Origin of the sequence: Rosistilla ulvae, assembly GCF_007741475.1 — a bacterium.
GTDB classification, from domain to species: Bacteria; Planctomycetota; Planctomycetia; order Pirellulales; family Pirellulaceae; genus Rosistilla; species Rosistilla ulvae.
Genome location: NZ_CP036261.1, coordinates 6,341,521 through 6,358,359, shown reverse-complemented (window position 1 = coordinate 6,358,359; position 16,839 = coordinate 6,341,521). Strand labels below are relative to the sequence as shown.

The 16,839-nt window shown below is 60.3% G+C and carries 12 protein-coding genes; 5 read left to right on the top strand and 7 right to left on the bottom strand.

From position 1 onward, the window contains the following. The first annotated feature begins 85 nt into the window (after positions 1-85). The gene (rplJ, locus tag EC9_RS22575) at positions 86-610 is read left to right on the top strand and encodes a 50S ribosomal protein L10 (RefSeq protein ID WP_145348318.1); all 525 of its coding nucleotides are present in this window, start codon (positions 86-88) and stop codon (positions 608-610) included. A 227-nt stretch (positions 611-837) separates the two neighbouring features. Beyond that, positions 838-1,245, top strand: coding sequence for a 50S ribosomal protein L7/L12 (gene rplL / locus EC9_RS22570; RefSeq protein ID WP_145123157.1), 408 nt, complete (start codon positions 838-840; stop codon positions 1,243-1,245). Positions 1,246-1,684: 439 nt separating this feature from the next. Here the strand turns inward: rplL and pgsW are convergent, their stop codons facing one another. The 7 genes from pgsW to EC9_RS22535 all read right to left on the bottom strand — a co-directional run bounded on the left by pgsW (position 1,685) and on the right by EC9_RS22535 (position 12,518). Next, the gene (gene pgsW / locus EC9_RS22565; protein ID WP_145348317.1) at positions 1,685-2,902 is read right to left on the bottom strand and encodes a poly-gamma-glutamate system protein; all 1,218 of its coding nucleotides are present in this window, start codon (positions 2,900-2,902) and stop codon (positions 1,685-1,687) included. Next, positions 2,899-3,363 carry a poly-gamma-glutamate biosynthesis protein PgsC gene (pgsC, locus tag EC9_RS22560; RefSeq protein ID WP_145348316.1) on the bottom strand — a complete coding sequence of 155 codons (465 nt, stop codon included), beginning with the start codon at positions 3,361-3,363 and terminating at the stop codon, positions 2,899-2,901. The genes pgsW and pgsC overlap by 4 nt, the downstream gene beginning before the upstream one ends. Then, complete coding sequence (gene pgsB / locus EC9_RS22555; protein WP_145348315.1) at positions 3,363-4,595, bottom strand: poly-gamma-glutamate synthase PgsB; 1,233 nt, start codon at positions 4,593-4,595, stop codon at positions 3,363-3,365. The genes pgsC and pgsB overlap by 1 nt, the downstream gene beginning before the upstream one ends. 538 nt (positions 4,596-5,133) lie before the next feature. Continuing rightward, positions 5,134-6,426: a DUF1501 domain-containing protein gene (locus tag EC9_RS22550; RefSeq protein ID WP_145348314.1), complete on the bottom strand. Its 1,293-nt coding sequence runs from the start codon at positions 6,424-6,426 to the stop codon at positions 5,134-5,136. Between the two features lie 13 nt (positions 6,427-6,439). Beyond that, positions 6,440-10,132 carry a DUF1553 domain-containing protein gene (locus tag EC9_RS22545; RefSeq protein ID WP_145348313.1) on the bottom strand — a complete coding sequence of 1,231 codons (3,693 nt, stop codon included), beginning with the start codon at positions 10,130-10,132 and terminating at the stop codon, positions 6,440-6,442. A 68-nt stretch (positions 10,133-10,200) separates the two neighbouring features. Continuing rightward, the gene (locus EC9_RS22540) at positions 10,201-11,925 is read right to left on the bottom strand and encodes a FecR domain-containing protein (protein ID WP_218934361.1); all 1,725 of its coding nucleotides are present in this window, start codon (positions 11,923-11,925) and stop codon (positions 10,201-10,203) included. After that, positions 11,922-12,518, bottom strand: a complete 597-nt coding sequence (locus EC9_RS22535) for a sigma-70 family RNA polymerase sigma factor (protein WP_145348311.1) — start codon at positions 12,516-12,518, stop codon at positions 11,922-11,924. Before EC9_RS22535 ends, EC9_RS22540 begins: the two co-directional genes overlap by 4 nt. Before the next feature lie 178 nt (positions 12,519-12,696). Between EC9_RS22535 and EC9_RS22530 the strand changes: the two genes are divergently transcribed. The 3 genes from EC9_RS22530 (at position 12,697) to EC9_RS22520 (ending at position 16,834) form a co-directional block, all read left to right on the top strand. Further along, entirely contained in the window at positions 12,697-13,779 is a 1,083-nt protein-coding gene (locus tag EC9_RS22530) for a formylglycine-generating enzyme family protein (protein ID WP_145348310.1), read from the top strand. A gap of 173 nt (positions 13,780-13,952) precedes the next feature. Beyond that, complete coding sequence (locus EC9_RS22525) at positions 13,953-14,624, top strand: hypothetical protein (protein WP_145348309.1); 672 nt, start codon at positions 13,953-13,955, stop codon at positions 14,622-14,624. Positions 14,625-15,283: 659 nt separating this feature from the next. After that, positions 15,284-16,834, top strand: a complete 1,551-nt coding sequence (locus EC9_RS22520) for an Hsp70 family protein (protein WP_218934360.1) — start codon at positions 15,284-15,286, stop codon at positions 16,832-16,834. Positions 16,835-16,839: the final 5 nt, after the last annotated feature.

Genomic DNA, 16,839 nt, shown 5'->3' with positions numbered 1-16,839 from the left:
GGCTTTGGATGCGTCAAATATAAAATTCGCAATCCGGTTTGTGATACCGCTTCGGTGGTGCCCAAGCTGCAAGTGAGACAGAAATATGAGTAAGTTCGTCAAAGAATTAGTAACTCGCGACATCAAGAATCGTCTTGATGGTGTCGAGGACGCAGTGATCGTAAGTACGGTTGGGATGGACGCCAACACGACGTGCGAGCTTCGCGCCGAACTGAGGCAGAAAGAGATCTCCATGTTGGTGATCAAAAACTCCTTGGCTCGCAAGGCTACCGAGGGCACCTCCTTGAGCCCGATGTTCGAAGGTGCGGCCGGTTCGTTGGCCGTTTGCTTCGGCGGCAGCGATTTCATCTCGCTCGTCAAAGAAGTCGTTCGGCTAGACAAAGATAGCGAGAAGTTCGGAAAGTTCGTCGCCACCGGCGGCGTGATGGACGGCGAAGCGTTGGACCCCGATGGGCTCAAAGCAGTCAGCAAGTGGCCGAGTCGCGAAGAGCAGATCTCGATGCTTGTCGGCCAAATCCTCGGCCCAGGTGCAAACCTGTCCGCCGCTTTGCTTGGCCCTGGCAAGACGCTCAACGGCCAAATCAAGAAGATTTCCGAAGAGGAAGAGTAGTCGTATTGCGACGGCCTTTGACGAGGCCTTCGCGGTTTGGTCCGGGATGCCATCAACGCGATCCCGCAGGAAAGTAACCCAGCCACCTACCGGGTGTCTGTTTTAAATAACCCTTACGTTGTGTACCTCACCCGTCGCGAGGCGGTGTTGTGGGAGGTTGAAAAGGCGGGCATTTGATGGTGCTCGTCTCACAATTCATCCGCCTTTTTGAATAGGAAAGAATACCCATGTCGGAAGACACCGCAGTAGCTGAAGTCAGCGCCGAAACTAAAGAAATGGGCGATAAGATCGCTCAACTGACCCTCAAGCAAGCCAAAGAATTGAGCGATTACCTGAAGGACGAGCACGGCATCGAGCCAGCTTCCGGTGGTGGCGCTGTCATGATGGCTGCTCCAACCGACGGTCCTGCTGCTGAAGCAGAGAAGACTGAATTCGACGTCGTTCTGACCGGATTCGGCGACAAGAAGTTGAACGTCGTTAAGGTTGTTAAGAACCTGACCGGCGCTTCGCTGATGGACGCCAAGAAGATGGTCGAGAGCTGCCCTGCAACTCTGAAAGAAGCCGTCTCGAAGGAAGATGCCGAGAAGGTCAAGGCAGAAGTCGAAGAAGCTGGCGGTAGCGTCGAATTGAAATAGTTCGCCCAACCAGCGTCGTCACAATCGCGGTTCGCCGCGTTCGTTCGACCGACATCTAATATAGAAGAGGGTGCGTTCCAGCTAATTTGGAACGCATCCTTTTTTCGCTTGATGAGTTTCGCTTCGGCGCTCTCCGCATTGGCACCGATTCGACTCAGTTCCCCGAGTTGAATCCGTCACCTGGCGCGAGCCACCCGCCTCGGTGTATTGATCGATTCTCCTGGCGTCCAACCGGTAGGCTCGCCGCGGAGGCGCCAGCCGCCCGCTTCGGTGTGGGGATTGATACTCCTAGCGCCCGGCTGGCAGTGTAGCCGCAGAGGCGGCGGCCGCATAAAGCCTGCGGCGCCAGCCGCAGGAACTTTCGAAGCGTCATCCGACGGCAGCCCCGGTAGGGGCGACAGATACCTCTACCTATCATGGTTTTCGCGGGCACTCCCCCCTACACCATCCATTCCACCTGTTTTGGCAGAGCGTTAGTCGATGCATTGGGACGGCGGACCAAGCGTCGCAGCTTGAGTACCGTCCGCAGGTACCAGCGTGGAAAGACCGTGACCGACATCCAAACCCAAGTCATGCAGATCAATGCCGCTGCCAACGGGCGGCGGTATGTCATGTGGCTGAAGAGCGAGCCCTGGCCGACGCGCGGCATCTGTGCCGGGGCGATCGCCAATCCGTAGGACTCCGCGATCTGTTTTGCATCGACGACGTTTACAATCGGGATGCCTTGGGTGAGCATTCGCGAAGCGACACAGTCGGGGACCTCTTGATCGCTTGGAGTCGATCGATGCACGCCAGCGCTGAAACAGGCGTTCCCGGCGGTGCCGCCGATCGAAGCTGATCCGCCACCAACATTGATGTAGGCGGCATACGGTTGATCGGAGCTGGCGTTTTGATAGATCTCCATCCGCTGACCAACCGAATCTTCGATGTCGGCGACGTCCAAGACGGGGATGCCGTTGCGGGTCGCAGCCAATTCCAACATCTCACGCGTTGGTTCGGTCATCCCGGCCGCGCGGTCGAACAGCCCTCCCAACGAAGCGCTCTTCGCGGCGAAGGACTCCGGAAAAATCCCGGCATCGCGGAGTTGACGTTCCATATCGATCCACATCATGTCGGGGGAGTTCGCGCCGTATTGGCTCGATGCCACCGACAGTACGATCGTCGGCTTCAGCTGCAGCGTTTCGGCAGCGGCATAAACCGCGATGTTCAGCGCCGGCCAAGATCCGCTGGCCCCGATCGCGATCGAATCCCCTGTCTCGACGCCCGCCTGCTCCAACCAGCGGACGACCACTGCCGCGAGGTTCGGGTTGATCGAAGTCTGCTTCGATTCCAAAGAACCTAGCTTACTGGTGACCATCGACATCGATGGGCCGATCAGATGCGATCCGCTCGGGTCCAGCTTGGGCAACGCCCGATGCCCCTGCGCGATCCGAAGATCCTTGATATGGCGGAGCGCTTCGTCCGCCATTTCCGCAGCGGCTGTTAATTCAGACGACGGCGCGGCGACTTGCTGAGGCCACAACTCGACAGCTAGCAAACCGGCCAGCGACGCGAGCATGCCGGCCCACAGCCACCGCCGCGAGATCTGCTTGGGACGCCAATACATCACCTGGAAGGGTTGCGTTCGATTCATCTTGAGGAACGATTGCCGATTCATGAGAAGTTCTCCACGCCGATGGTGATCAAGGTCAAACGAACCAACACCGCCGCCGACATCATCGGGGACAGCGTTTCAATAAATCCTTGGCGTTCAAACCAAAGCGCGATCAGGCCGGGGATGATGAAACCGATCATCACCACGGGGTTCAACGCCTCTTCGGCCGGCACTCCGGCCAGACTTGTCGCCAGCAAACGGAACATTGTTCCGACGACAAACCCAAACAGCATCGTCAACACGACCCGTCGGCGGCCGTACAAGATCACCCACCGGGAGACCTGGCGAATGATTCCCCAGGTCACAACCGCCGCGGCGATCGTCATCACCACGGCGACCGGATGATGCATCGACATCGCGATGTATCCGGGGACAATCATCCCGCCGACACTCAAACCGAAGACCTCGGTCACCAACAGGCTGACGACCAAACCGATAGCAATTGCAAGCAAAGTGGCATCCATTACGCGGCCTCCTGCAGTTGGGGTTCTTGGGTTTCACAGCGATTCGAATCTTGGGCCTGTTGGAAGTAATTCAACAGATCCATTCCAGGCCCGGCGATGTTCCCCATCCCCATGACCATCGAACTGCGCCCCGATTGGCCCTGCATCAATTCGACGATCCGCGCCGCGGGTTGATGTTCCGCACAGGTCAATCGATCTTTGGAGAGTCCTTTCTGGATCGCGCGGCGAGCAAACGTCTCGGTTCCCGTTCCCGAAAGGATGTAATGGTCGGCGGGTCGCCAGCGAACGCAGGCATCGGCCAACTGAATCGAGCGATCGATCCGATCCTCGCGGCAATTGAACAATGCGATCCGCCGCTCGACCTTTTCGTAGCGGTCGACCAACGTGTTCCAGCTGTGCCCGGTCGATTCGGGATCGTTCGCTGCGAATCCGTTGACAAAGACCATCTCACGCTCCGGATCGGCGATCCGATACAGTCGCATCACGCCCGGATCGGCGTCGGCAGCCCACATCCCTCGCAGCGCCGTCTGGCGGTCGACTCCCAGATCGCTGCAGATCCGCAGCGCGAGAGCCAAGTTGTCGGGGTGTTCGATATGAGAAAACCCGGCTAGTTCATCCCAAGTGACCTCGGCGACGCTGTCGTCCAGAATCGAAACCATCTTCGATCCGCGGTCCTTCGCCGCGTCGGCGATCACGTCGCGCGGCATCTGCCGCTGTTCGGCGGTATACATCGTTCCGCCGACAGGAACCGTCCCCGCCAGGGCGCGAGCGACGCCGCGAACGTCGGGCCCCATCACGTCCAAGTGATCGGCGCGGGCGTTGGTGATCACGCCGTGAGTCGATTGGATCAACTGCAATTCACACAGCGATTGCAGCTGAGGTTGCAGCGCCATGCACTCGACGACCAGCGCTTCGGCTCCCAATCGAGCGGCCGCGCGGACGACCCGTCGCTGTTCGATCACGTTGGCTCGGGAGGGACGAAAGACCGATGCTTCGCTGCCGTCGGGGAAGATCATCCGCGGCACGGTACCGGTTGTCTTGGCACACGTCCGAATTCCGCCAGCTCGCAAACCCGCGGCAATTAAGCGCGTAACACTCGACTTCCCACGCGTCCCATTAACATGAATCCGTACCGGGATCTTATGAAGGTTGTGGTTGTGCCACCAAGATTCGGCGATACCCGCAGCAGACAACGCGAGCGCACCACCAGCCATTACCAGAGTGCCGTCCATGGCCTCTCCTTTGCATCGAAGCAATTGAGTTAGAAAAGATAAGCAGAAAAGTTTTCACATCTCGGGTGGCGAACCGCTTCGTGTCCGCAACGCCGATGTAAAAATGTCGATTCGGGCGGTAAACGTTACAAACCCCGTACAGGCCTGACTACCAACCCGTTTGATTCTCCCGGCCTCTCAGCCCAGAGAATCGTTAGGAAATTAGCACCCATCCGATTTGTAAATTTTTCAAATCGGCTTGGACATTCCCCAACCGCCATCTGGAAAGAGAATAGTTGCAACCTGCGTGCCAAACGCAAAAAGAAACCAGCGACCAGCAAGCGAGCATCCGCTTCTTAGGCCGGAGGCCGACACAGGAACTGCCGGAGGCGTAAGCCTCCGGTCCACAGCAGCCCCCCAAAACAAAGGCCGGAGGCCGGCACACGCGGGCGATGGAGGTGTCGACCCAACCAGAAGTGTTATGTCCGTCTCTGAGAGAGACATCAGCCGCCGACGTTTCGTCGGCGGCAACTGAATCGGGCAGATGCAAATCGAAACGCTAGCTTTGTAGAAGCTTGGCGATCGGTTCCCCGCGATCGGTGATCGGGACCGGGCGGTCGCCGGCGTACAGGTTCTTCGTCCAATCGATCCCGACGGTGGCGCAGATCGTAGCGAAGAAGTCGGGGACGCCGACCGGGTCGGAGACGATCTTCTTAGAGAGTTCGTCGGTTTCGCCCCAGGCGCCTTGATGAGCCAAGCCGCCGCCGGCCAAGACGCACGTAAACGCACGCCCTTGGTGGCCGCGACCGCCACCGCTATCAAACTCCGGCGGCCGGCCGAATTCGCTGGTGATCACGATCAACGTTTTGTCCAACAGCTTCTTTTCTTCCAGGTCCAGGATCAGCGTCGAGACGGCGGTGTCCATCTCCTGAATCAGTTTGTGCTGTTGCAGGATCCCCGCGTTGTGCACATCCCAGCCCGCACCGTTTAAGAAGTTCAGATTGTGAGAGACTTCGATAAACCGGACGCCTCGCTCGACCAGCCGGCGACTCAGCAGACATCGCTGCCCAAACTCCCCTCCGTAACGCTGACGCAGATCGTCCGGTTCGTTATCGAGATCGAAGACGCGCGTGAATTCTGGACCGCTCAGCTTCAAGCTCTGTTGAATCGCTGCGTCGTAGTCGGTCAGTCGCTGTTCCGCCACCGCCGCACCGTTTTGTTGCAGCGTCGCCAAAAAGCGTTCGCGTCGCGATTGCCGATCCGACGTGATGCCGTCGGCACGACTCAGTCCCGCCGGTCCGCGATTGGTGTCGGTCAGATAGAGATAGCTGTCGCGGGCACCAAGAAAACCAGGACCTCGCGTGACGTTGGGATATCCGATCAGAACGTACGGCGGGGCGATGTCATTGGCCGCGCCGCGTTGGTTCGCGATGATCGATCCGATCGACGGATAGGAGATCGTACCGCTGATCGGTCGGCCGGTGTGCATCCGATTGGTCGCAGCGGCATGTTCATCGATCATTTCATGATACACGCTGCGGACCGCCGTCACGCGATCCATCAACGGAGCCATCTGCGACAGATGCTCGCAAACCTGCACGTCGTCGACGGCGGTATCGATCGAGTCGTAATAGGCGCCGGCTTTCCGGTTGGCCGGATCCCCTTTGCGTTTCGGATCGAACGTGTCGATCTGTCCCATTCCGCCACCGAGCCAGATCGAGATCACATGCTCGGCTTGGCCCATCAGCGACGGGTGAGCGGATTCGGCGGAGGCCGATCGTGGCAGGGCGATTCCGCCCGCGGCCAGCGCACCTGCACTCAACAGGTCGCGGCGAGTGATAGATGATTTCATAAGAGTCTCTCCGTTACGGAATCCAAACAAATTCACGGTGGTTTACCAGGCTCCAGACGATGTCTTCGTAGACCTCTCGCCAATCTGCTTGCAGCCGGGGGTCGGGGGTTGGGCCCGCGTTTGCGCGGCGTTCCATTTCAACTTGAATTTCATTTGCCTTTGGACGCAGATGGTTAAACCACGTCACCTGTTGCAGCCGCGGTGGCGGCTCGGGCATCACGACCTTGTCGTCCGGGACGATCCGCGCGTCGAAGCCATCGGCCAACGCCAAGGTGAACGCTTGGCGTTCGGCATCGGTTGGCGTGCGACATAAAAATCGCAGGAACAACGTCTCGACAAGCTGGTCCGGGGAATCGGCTTCGATTGCCAGTTCCGCCAAATCGCTTTGGTAGGCGGCCCGCGTTAGGTTCATCGAAAGTGTACCGTTGGCGAGGATGCCAGGCTGCAAGACGTTGGGATCGGTCTCGCGGTCGACGATCGGCATCTGCCGGGCTCCGGTCCAACCGAAGGCTTCCAGCACGTCGACGACAGCCCGCGCCTTGGGGAGCGACAAACTGGGGCGATCGCGTTCGTTCTTCAGATCGCCAAACATCCACGCACGGCTCGGGCTGCCCAGCGTTTGCCGGCTGCCCAACAGGACGCGGCCGTCGTGCACGAAGGTCAACGGCTCGACATCGATCTTGCGTCCGGTCGCTTGATGCAGCGAATCGACAACTTGCTCCGCAGTCAATCGACGTCGCTCGGTCGCATTAAAAAATCGCAACTCAGCCGACGCGTCGAGATTCTTTCCCGTCGCCGCCCGTTGGTAAGTCTCCGACGTTGCGATCAACCGCACGATGTGCCGGGTGTCGTAACCGCTGGAGACCAGTTCGCGAGCGAGCCACTGCAGCAGGTCGGGATGGCTCGCGATGCTCCCCTCCCAATCGTGGACCGGTTCGACCAAGCCGGCACCGATCAATTGCTTCCAGATCCGATTGACGATCACTTCGGTGAACCGCGTGTTTTGCGGCGTGGTGATCAGAGCGGCCAGACGTTCCCGCGTATCGGACGGCTTCATCATCAACGCATCGATCTCGGGACCATCGACGGCGCCGGTCGCCGCTGCGAAAGGCCACTCGGCAGTGACAGGTTCGTCCGGCTTCAGCGTCACTTGGATCAGCGAAACGCGATCTTTTTGGCTTTCAAAAAACGCATCCGGCACGCGACTGGTCTTCGGCACAGTGACCGATTTCCGCCCCATCATCGCGGCCAGCGAGTAGAGATCGCGTTGCGAAGTGCTGTGGTAGGGAGAATCGTGACAGCGGGCGCATTGCAGTTCGATCCCCAGGAAGGCCGATGCGATGATGTGACCTTTGGCCGCCATCGGAGCATCGTTTTCGGCGGCGATGCCAAACCCGGCACTTCCCCCTTCGGCAGCTCCGCCTCGCAGCATCAACAGCTCGGTCACCATCCGATCCAGCGGCTTGTCGTCTCGCAACGCTTCGTACACGAACCAACGAAACGGTCCGGTGCTGTTGAGCGATGCGTTCAGCAGCGACGGGTTTTCGGCGAGCGCGTCGAGCCAGAAACTCATCCAATGGTCGGCGTATCGCGGATCGTCCAGCAAGCTGTCGATCAGTCGCGTGCGCTTGTCGGGATGCGAATCGGCGAGAAACGCCTGGGCTTCAGCGAACGTCGGCGGAACGCCCACGGTATCGAGATAGATCCGCCGGAGAAACGCTTGGTCGTCGACGACCGCCGCCAACGCGACATCGGCGTCAGCCAGCGGCGGCGCGGGCCAAACCGCTCCGTCGCGAACCCATTGCTCCAGTAGTTCGATCTGTGGTTCGGAGAGTCCATCGTCGGTCGGCGGCATCGCGCCGCTGCGAATTTGCGAAATCAATTCGCTGGCATCGAGATCGCCCGGCACCACCGCGGGGATCTCCGATTCGCCCGCCTTCAACGCCGCTTCGCGCGAGTTCAGCTTCAGATCCCCTTTGCTCTTCTCGCCGTGACATCGGAAGCACTGCTCCCGCAACAGCGGCAAAACTTTGCCATGAAAATGTTCGGCTTGCTTCGGATCGGTGTCCGCCGATGCAGCGACGGCGCCTGCGATCTTTGCGGCGATAAACCTGTCGATCGGATTTTCAGCGTCGGCAGCCTGCACCGCCACATCCACGTCGGCAGGATTTTCAGCCGCCCATTGCCGAGCGATTTCGTGACGCCGATCCCAATACGGATCTTCAGACGCTGCAGCGGCACGCCGCCGCTGGTCGTCCAGTTGGACGAGTTGTTGTTCGATTCGGTCGATCGCTGGCACAACGGCCGCGTCGGTCAGTGGCAATCGTGTGTCGTCGGCACCGAGCAGGTCATACCGCTTGCCGTCGGGAGAGAGCATCGCAACGCAGATCTCTCCCGTTTCGGTCCGGCGGCCGGGACCACCGACGACCAGTTCCAAGACGACGCGGCAGCGACGCGTTTCGCTGTCCCCTTCGGTCGCGATCGTCGCTTCGCCAACAACCTCCTGCTGGCGGTAACCTGGCAGTCGATGTCCGGGCAGCGGCGGCTGAGTCAGCGGCTGCATCGGCTCTTCGCCATCGGGCGGACGCCCCGTCGACGATTTCGTCTTCGCAACCAATTGGCCGTCGACCCACAATCGCGCTTGATCGCGAACCCGCATCAAAAACTGATGCGTTCCCGCTGGCAGATCGACGTCGGCGGCCATCCGCAACAACAGCGGTGCCTTCCAGCTGGACCGGATGCCCCAGCTGTCGTATTCCATCGGAAGCCGCGACAACAGGAATTCGTCCCCGCTCCAACGCATCGATTCGGCCGGCCATTCCTCGCCTTCATACAACCACCGCTCTCGCGACGGCAAGCCGCCGGAAATTTGGAACATCACGCGGCCCTCGGGAAGACCTTGCAACTGCGGCATGACTTCGGGTTGCAGTCGGGCGATGCGAGCTTCACCAACGCGGCGGAAGCGAGCCGCCACGACTTTTTCGTCCAACACTTCGCGATGGACCGCAACCGCATCGATCAGCCCTTTAAAACCGCTGCCGATGCGGATCTCATCGTCGTCGACCACCGGCGCCAACTTGGTCGCTCCGCCCATATCCCAGCTCCCCGTCGTCGGTTCTCCATTGATGTAACCGCGGATCGAACCCGGATCGCCGAAACGATAGGAGATCGCGATGTGATACCAACCGGTGTTCGTCCGGAAACTCTGCTTCGACGTCCAACGATGCCAATGCCGCCCGCTGCCGGTCAACTTCGACGCGAACAGGAAATTGATTTTCGCCTCGTTGGCCTTGCCCGCCAAACGCAACGCCCAGTTCTGGTTGTCGCGAGCGAATTTCGGAGAACCGGTCCGCCCCTTGCCGATCACCACGTGCGGCGAACCAGTAATCCCGCCGATCGGACTGACCCAAGCTTCCAGCGTGATCGCTTCGCCGTTGGTGAAGTCGAACTCGCTGTCGGCTCCCGCGTCGGGAATGCTGAAGTAGCCCCCATCGAAACGGACCGCGGTGTTGCTGGCGTCCAAATCGGGGAACTCCGGCGGCCGCGGGCCGGCCTGGTCGCGTTGGAGATTGCCGCGAGCTTTCATCGGCGTCGCTTCTTCGCTGCCAAAGTCCCAGCGCGCGACCAGCGGAGAATCACCCGGTGAGCGACTGGCCGTTGCGATGACAAATAAGAGAGCGAGTAGGGAGGGGAGGAATCGGTGCATTGGAAAGTGAACTCCGTGCAGGCATGCACTGCGAGCAGGTAGGTTGAGCAAAGGGATAAAAGGGGAAATCATGGAGTCTCTCCTGAGAGTTTCGCCATCGCTGGCAGGCCTCCAATGAAAACGGGATCGACATGGTGGCTGTCGTCCATCGCATCTTGAATGAACAGGCCGTCGACGCGCTGACCATCGGCGTAGCCCAAATCGGACAGATCGATGCCGACGGCCAAGCCGCGGAATTTGAGCACTTTGCCATTGGGGAAGCACTCCTGCGTCTGCAGGTCTGCGATCGAATCGACCGGATTGGCGAACTGATGAATGTAGAAGGCGGTCAGATCGCGCGCGTTGGGCGATTCCATCGTCAGGTCGTAAACGCGGATCGAATGCGATCGCAGTCCCTCGCGAAATCGAAGCGGGCTGACGTGAAAGGCATCGCCGTCGGGCGGGTTGGAAAACGTTTGCAGATCGAAGAGCACGACGTCGGGGCCGGGACCGTTTTCGACCGGGCTGGCGAACTTGATCGCCATTCCAGGCGTGGCGGAGGGGCCGCTCAACACGGGATCGGTCGTCAGCGGTTCGCGGCTTCCGCCGGGATTGATCGCGCCGGTGACCAGGCTGCGATCCGAAGAGGTGACGATCCGTCCGTCGGGAAGCGTCTGGCCGGTGCTAACAAAAAGCGGCCCCGGTTCGGTCGCTTTAAACGACGCAACGCGAATCGGAATCAGATCTTCCACCGGCACGGTCACGACGCGGCCACCGCGCTGCAACGTGACGCCGGTCAGATTTTCAGCCCCTCCATCTTCGTCGGCTGTCGTTGTTTCGTAAGCGATAATGCGATCGGGCAATCGGCTGCGATAGCGACTGGCATCAAACGGAATCGCACCGCCGGCAAAGGCTTGGCCGCGGCTGAATTTTTGAGCGTCGCCGTCGGTCATGCGGATCGTCGGATCGCGATCGGGCATCGGTTCGCCATCGCCACCGATGTCGTAGATGTCCGCCGCTCCTTCGATCACTTGCACCTCGGTCTCGCTCGTCTCCGAAACGTTCACCGAGAACCGCGTCCCACGATCGACCACACGCGTCGCGGGTGTCTCCACGCGAAAGCCTTCGGCGCCGTCGGGGGCGTGGACCGAACAACTCCCCACATCCAAGGCGAGGCATTCGTCGGACATCACTCGAAAGACCGCCGGGCCCTCCAGGATTGCCGACGCGCCGGCCGGGAAGGCAACCTCGATCATTCCGCTCATCAGCACATAATCCCGCTCGCCAGCAAGCACCGCTCCCACGGGAGGCGACAGTTCACCGAAGAACTTTGCATTAGAATTGCTCGCCAAACGAACATCCGCTGCCGCCGTCGCGCTGCCGATGGACTGGCTCTCGGTTTCGTGAGCGATCTGCGGTTGAGTTGGATTTCCGAAGTAAAACGCTGCCACAGCGGCCAACATGATGGCGGCGGCGATTCCAATCGCGGCGGCTTTCGTACGAAACGCGTTTCGCTTCGGCGGCGTCGCAGACGTCGTCGGATCGGGTTCCATGTTGGACATCACGCGACGGACGAAGGCATCCTGATTGTCGGGCAGTCGCGACATCGCTTCGCGGACAAACTGATCTTGTCGCGATTTGGATTCGTCGACCGCCAACGCTAACAAACGATGCGTCTGAAACATGTCAGCCGCCAACGTCACTCGCTGCGGATCTTCCGCCATCAACTGGCGAAGCTCGGCCAGACCTTGCTCGTCGAGTTCGCCTTCGAGATAGTCGGTCCAGAGCTGGGCAAAACGATCGAAAGCGTTCATTGCAGACCTCCATCGGCCCGCGCCAGTCGCGTTTCCACGCATTGTTGGAGCGCCTGGCGAGCCTTCCAAAGTTGTTTTTTGACTGCTGCGACCGAGCGGCCGCAGCGGGCAGCCATCTCCTCGAGCGGGATTTCTTCTTCGTACCGCCAGTCGACGAAACGGCGGAGCGGTTCGCTCAGCGCATCCAGGCAAAGGTGCAAGCTATCCAAACGCGTGTCCCACCGCTGGGGAGCTTCCTCGCTGCGGCGATCCAATTCGCGTTGCAGTAGATCGGGCCCGTAACGCGAATGGTAATCGGCGATCCGCCGCAGCCGAGTGGTTTCGGTGCGAAGCTGGAATCGGGCGATTGTGAACAGCCAAGCGGCGAATTGCGTGCCGGGTTGGTAATCGGACAGCCGGCAATAGGCGGCGACAAACGTTCGCTGGGCCACTTCGTCGACATCGATACCGGGGGGCACGTGGCCAGCCAACCAACTGCGCAGCGGCTTCTCAAACCGGCGAATCACGGTTTCGAAAGCAGCCTTGTCGCCATCGCGGGTGCGGCGAAGCGCGTCTTCAAGGTGGGCGTCGTTGGAGGGGGTGGGATCGGTCATCAGTAGATTATGGCAGCACCGGCGGTGAGGTTACCCGTGACACCCGTTTTTTGGGAAAATTAGTCACCGCGATGTCGGATTGCACGTTTTACACGCCGCGGGCAAGCTCGGGGCGTTGGAATCGGCTAAACTCAGCCCTTTATTTAGATGCGTCCCCACCTCATGCGAGCCGTGAACGATGTCGGATTTCAGAAATGTTTGGGTACCCGTTGCCGCTGTTGCTCTTTTGTTGACCGGGGCGGTCAACCGAGGGCTGGCGGAAGATCCGGTGCAGGGCGCAACACGGATTGTCGATCTTGGCGACGCGGTCGATCTGGAGCTGGTGTTCATTCCCGCGGGCGAATTCAAGATGGGCAGCACGGCGGAGGAGCGAGCGTGGGCGACGGGCATCGAAGGCGGCGCGACGCCGGGAACCGAACGCGAGTCCTATGAAGGGGAGCAACCGCGGGCGATGCGAGTTGCCGACGGGTTCTGGATGGGACGGACCGAGGTCAGCGTGGGGCAGTTCCGCCGCTTCGCCGATGAATCGGGATATGTGACCGATGCGGAAAAGCCGGGAGGCCAGCCGCATTGCTTTGATCCCGAGTGGGAGATCTCCGCGATCGCCCCGCCTCATCCGTGGATCCCCAGCCCGGGGAAGAGTTGGCGCGATCCCGGTTTTGGTTTTCCGCTACGCAGCGTCTATCCCGTCGTCTGCGTCAGCTGGAACGATGGCCGCGCGTTCTGTGCTTGGTTGACCGAACGAGAACGGATGGCCGGCCGCTTGCCGAAGGGGCTCGAATACCGCCTGCCGACCGAAGCGGAATGGGCTTATGCCTGTCGCGGTGGCCGCGAAAGCACTTATTTCTGGTGGGGCAATGATTTGAAAGAAGGCGAAGGGCGGTTGAACATTTCCGCTGTCGATTTCCTGCCGGGGCGAAACAAGATCTGGCCGCTGGCGAACGCACCGTGGAGCGACGGTTTCGCGTTCGTCTCGCCGGTCGACCACTACGGCCCGCAGGGCCGCAATGGTTTCGGGCTGGCCGATATGTGTGGTGGCGTTTGGGAGATCGTCTTGGATCATTTCGATCCCCAGGGCGGGCATGAGCAGCTGTACGTGACCGATTCGAACTACCGTCCGGTCTGTCGCGGTGGCAATTATTTCGATGTCCCCGGCAACGCTCGCTGCGCCGTTCGACTGGGACTGCAAGGTCCCGCCTACGGTGACTCCCGCGACGGGTTTCGGATCTGTCTAGGCGTGCCACGCGACGTTCGCAATTAATCAGGTATGACCGCAGGAAGAGCATCGACAGGCGTTTCAGCGGGAACAACGCCGTCGCAGGCTCGCCGCGAGTCCCCACCCCTTTGACGTCTACACTTGCTGCAGGATAATCCGATTCGAGAATCGCGCATGGGTTGCGTTGGTTCGGTCGGGGGGCACATTTTACGAGAGCCATGTTCGATTCGCTGCAGACTTGGTTTGGCATTCCGCCGCAGGAACAGCCAGCCAATCACTACCGCTTGCTGGGCATCGAGCTGTTCGAATCCAGCGTCGAGACGATCGATGCTGGGTTCGAACAGCGGATGACGTATCTGCATGGCTGTTCGACGGGAGAGCACGCCGAACAAGCCGAAAAGTTGATGAACGAGGTCTCCGCGGCTCGGCTGATCCTGCTGAATCCTGAGAAGAAGGCGAGCTACGACGCTTCGTTGCGGCGATCGTTGGCTGCTCCCGTCGTCGCGGTCGCGGCGGCACCAGTCGTTCCCGCAGCCCCCGCGGCTCCAATCTCTCCTCCAGCCCGACCTGCACCGCCGCGTCAGGCTCGGCCGACGCTGGCTCCACCGGTCCGTCCGTCGGCCCCCACGAACCCGTTCGGCTCGCTGAGCCCACGCGCTGCGACGGACGCCAAGAACTTTGCGATCCAGACGCCCGCAAGCAATTCGCGCGACGCGGAGACGCCGAAGTCGAACCGCAACGCTCAGAACTGGATCATCGTCGGCTTTTCGGTGCTAGTCAGCTGCCTGCTGCTGGGGCTGGTCGCGTTGATTCTCGCCCTGGTCAATCCCTATGTCCCACCCAGCCCGGGGCAAAGCCAACCGAGCGCAGTCCGCAATTCAGCTCCTTGATCGCAGCAGCGCGAGCACGCACGTAGCGACGTATCTGTCGCCTCTGCCGAGGCTTGGAATCCTTTGCGGCAACGCGATCCTGCGGCTGGCGCCGCAGGCTTTATGCGATCGCCCCAAAACGGGGCTGAGCCGATAAATGAAGCGCGTGCGGGACAGGCATGAAGCGCATTTTCGTTTAACCGCGGCGGCAACGCCCCACGCGTTCACCGCCAGGCCTTCCCACGGCGATTGCGTCATCTAAACGCGACGTATCTGTCGCCTCTGCTGAGGCTTGGAATCGTTCGCGGTAACGCGATCCTGCGGCTGGCGCCGCAGGCTCTATGCGATCGCCCCCAACCGGGGCTGAGCCGATAAATGAAGCGCGTTCGGGACAGGCATGAAGCGCATTTTCGATTAACCGCGGCGGCAACGCCCCGCGCGTTCACCGCCAGGCCTTCCCACGGCGATTGCGTCATCTAAACGCTGCGGCAGGGAGGCGGGCAAACGAAATCAAACCGACCGACGCGCCCCGAGAAAGGATCTTCGATCGCTGAGAGCCTCTTGTTACAATAGGGCTCCAGCGGGGATTTTGCGTCGACCAGATTGACGCCTCGGGCAAACTTCAACAACGGAAACGGGCTCTTTCGGCGTTCGTTTCACTTCTTTCGAGCAGCACCTACTTGAACCAAAAAGCAGACAATATCGTCGGCATCGACCTGGGAACCACTTTCAGCGTCGTCGCCCATCTCGACGCTGCGGGGATTCCGCGGACGGTGACCAATGCCGAGGGAGACCTGACAACTCCCAGCGTGGTGCTGTTTGAAGAAAACGAGTTTGTCGTCGGCAAAGAGGCGGCCAAGGCGGCGGCGTTGTTTCCCGACAAGGTGGCGGAGTTTGCCAAGCGGGAGATGGGCAAACCGATGTTCTCCAAATCGTTTGGCGGCCAATCGTTTCCGCCGGAGGTGATCCAGTCGCTGATCCTGGAGAAGTTGAAACGCGACGCGGCCGACAAAATTGGCCCGATCACCAAAGCGGTGATCACGGTGCCGGCCTACTTCAACGAACCCAAACGCCGCGCCACTCAAGACGCCGGTCGACTGGCGGGGCTCGAAGTCTTGGCGGTGATCAACGAACCAACCGCTGCGGCGATCGCCTACGGTGTCTCCGAAGGCTTCTTAAATGCTCAAGGCGAATCGCAGCGAGCTGAAACGATCCTGGTCTACGATCTCGGCGGCGGCACGTTTGACGTGTCGGTGATGCGAATCGATGGTCAACACTACGAAGTGATCGCCACCGATGGCAACGTGATGCTGGGAGGCACCGATTGGGATCGCTGTTTGGCAAAACATCTTGTCGATCGATTCGCCGACGAACATCTTATCGATCCCTGCCAAGATCCAAGTGCGATGTCGCGGTTCATGCGCGAAGCCGAAGAGGCCAAGCGGACGCTGAGCGCTCGGTCGCAGGCCAATGTGCTGATCGAATTCGCCGGCGCGGTGATGCGGACAACTGTCACGCGGGCGGAGTTCGACGAACTGACAGCGCATCTGTTGGAACGGACACGGTTCACTGTCAACAAAGTCATCAAAGAAGCGGGACTCGGGTGGGACGAGATCACGCGGGTACTTCTGGTTGGCGGTTCGACGCGGATGCCGCAAGTTGGCCAGATGTTGAAGCAGCAGAGCGGCCGGGCGGCCGATCGATCGCTTTCGGCCGACGAAGCGGTTGCTCACGGAGCGGCTCTGTACGGCAAGATCTTGAAGTCGCGGGAAGCTGGCCAGCCGGAATCGATTCAAGTGACAAACGTCAATTCGCACGCCCTGGGTGTGCTGGGAGTTGAAACGGCGACCGGGCGACCTCGCAATCGCGTGATGATTCCCCGCAACTCGCCTCTCCCTTCATCGCATACAGCTCAATTTGAGACCCACAAATCCGGGCAGCCCAACGTCGCGGTGCAGGTGGTCGAAGGGGGCGACAGCAGCGGCCAGAATTCCACGATGATCGGCAAGTGTGTAGTTCACGATCTGCCCCCCGGCTTGCCCGCCGGAACGCCGGTCTGGGTGAAGTTCCAATACGACGCCGACGGAATGTTAGGTGTCGCCGCCAGCCTGCCGAGCGTTGGCATCACCGCTCGGTTACAGATTCGACGACAGAACGGCCTCTCCGACAGCGCGTTGACCGACTGGAACGACAAGATGAAAGAGATCTACAGCGCCCTCGATTTGGACTGATTCGA

Excerpts from the sequence above, each read along its gene's own strand:
- rplJ (WP_145348318.1), top strand. The coding sequence starts at position 86 with ATGAGTAAGTTCGTCAAAGAATTAGTAACTCGCGACATCAAGAATCGT.
- rplL (WP_145123157.1), top strand. The coding sequence starts at position 838 with ATGTCGGAAGACACCGCAGTAGCTGAAGTCAGCGCCGAAACTAAAGAA.
- pgsW (WP_145348317.1), bottom strand. The coding sequence starts at position 2,902 with ATGAATCGGCAATCGTTCCTCAAGATGAATCGAACGCAACCCTTCCAG.
- pgsC (WP_145348316.1), bottom strand. The coding sequence starts at position 3,363 with ATGGATGCCACTTTGCTTGCAATTGCTATCGGTTTGGTCGTCAGCCTG.
- pgsB (WP_145348315.1), bottom strand. The coding sequence starts at position 4,595 with ATGGACGGCACTCTGGTAATGGCTGGTGGTGCGCTCGCGTTGTCTGCT.
- EC9_RS22550 (WP_145348314.1), bottom strand. The coding sequence starts at position 6,426 with ATGAAATCATCTATCACTCGCCGCGACCTGTTGAGTGCAGGTGCGCTG.
- EC9_RS22545 (WP_145348313.1), bottom strand. The coding sequence starts at position 10,132 with ATGCACCGATTCCTCCCCTCCCTACTCGCTCTCTTATTTGTCATCGCA.
- EC9_RS22540 (WP_218934361.1), bottom strand. The coding sequence starts at position 11,925 with ATGAACGCTTTCGATCGTTTTGCCCAGCTCTGGACCGACTATCTCGAA.
- EC9_RS22535 (WP_145348311.1), bottom strand. The coding sequence starts at position 12,518 with ATGACCGATCCCACCCCCTCCAACGACGCCCACCTTGAAGACGCGCTT.
- EC9_RS22530 (WP_145348310.1), top strand. The coding sequence starts at position 12,697 with ATGTCGGATTTCAGAAATGTTTGGGTACCCGTTGCCGCTGTTGCTCTT.
- EC9_RS22525 (WP_145348309.1), top strand. The coding sequence starts at position 13,953 with ATGTTCGATTCGCTGCAGACTTGGTTTGGCATTCCGCCGCAGGAACAG.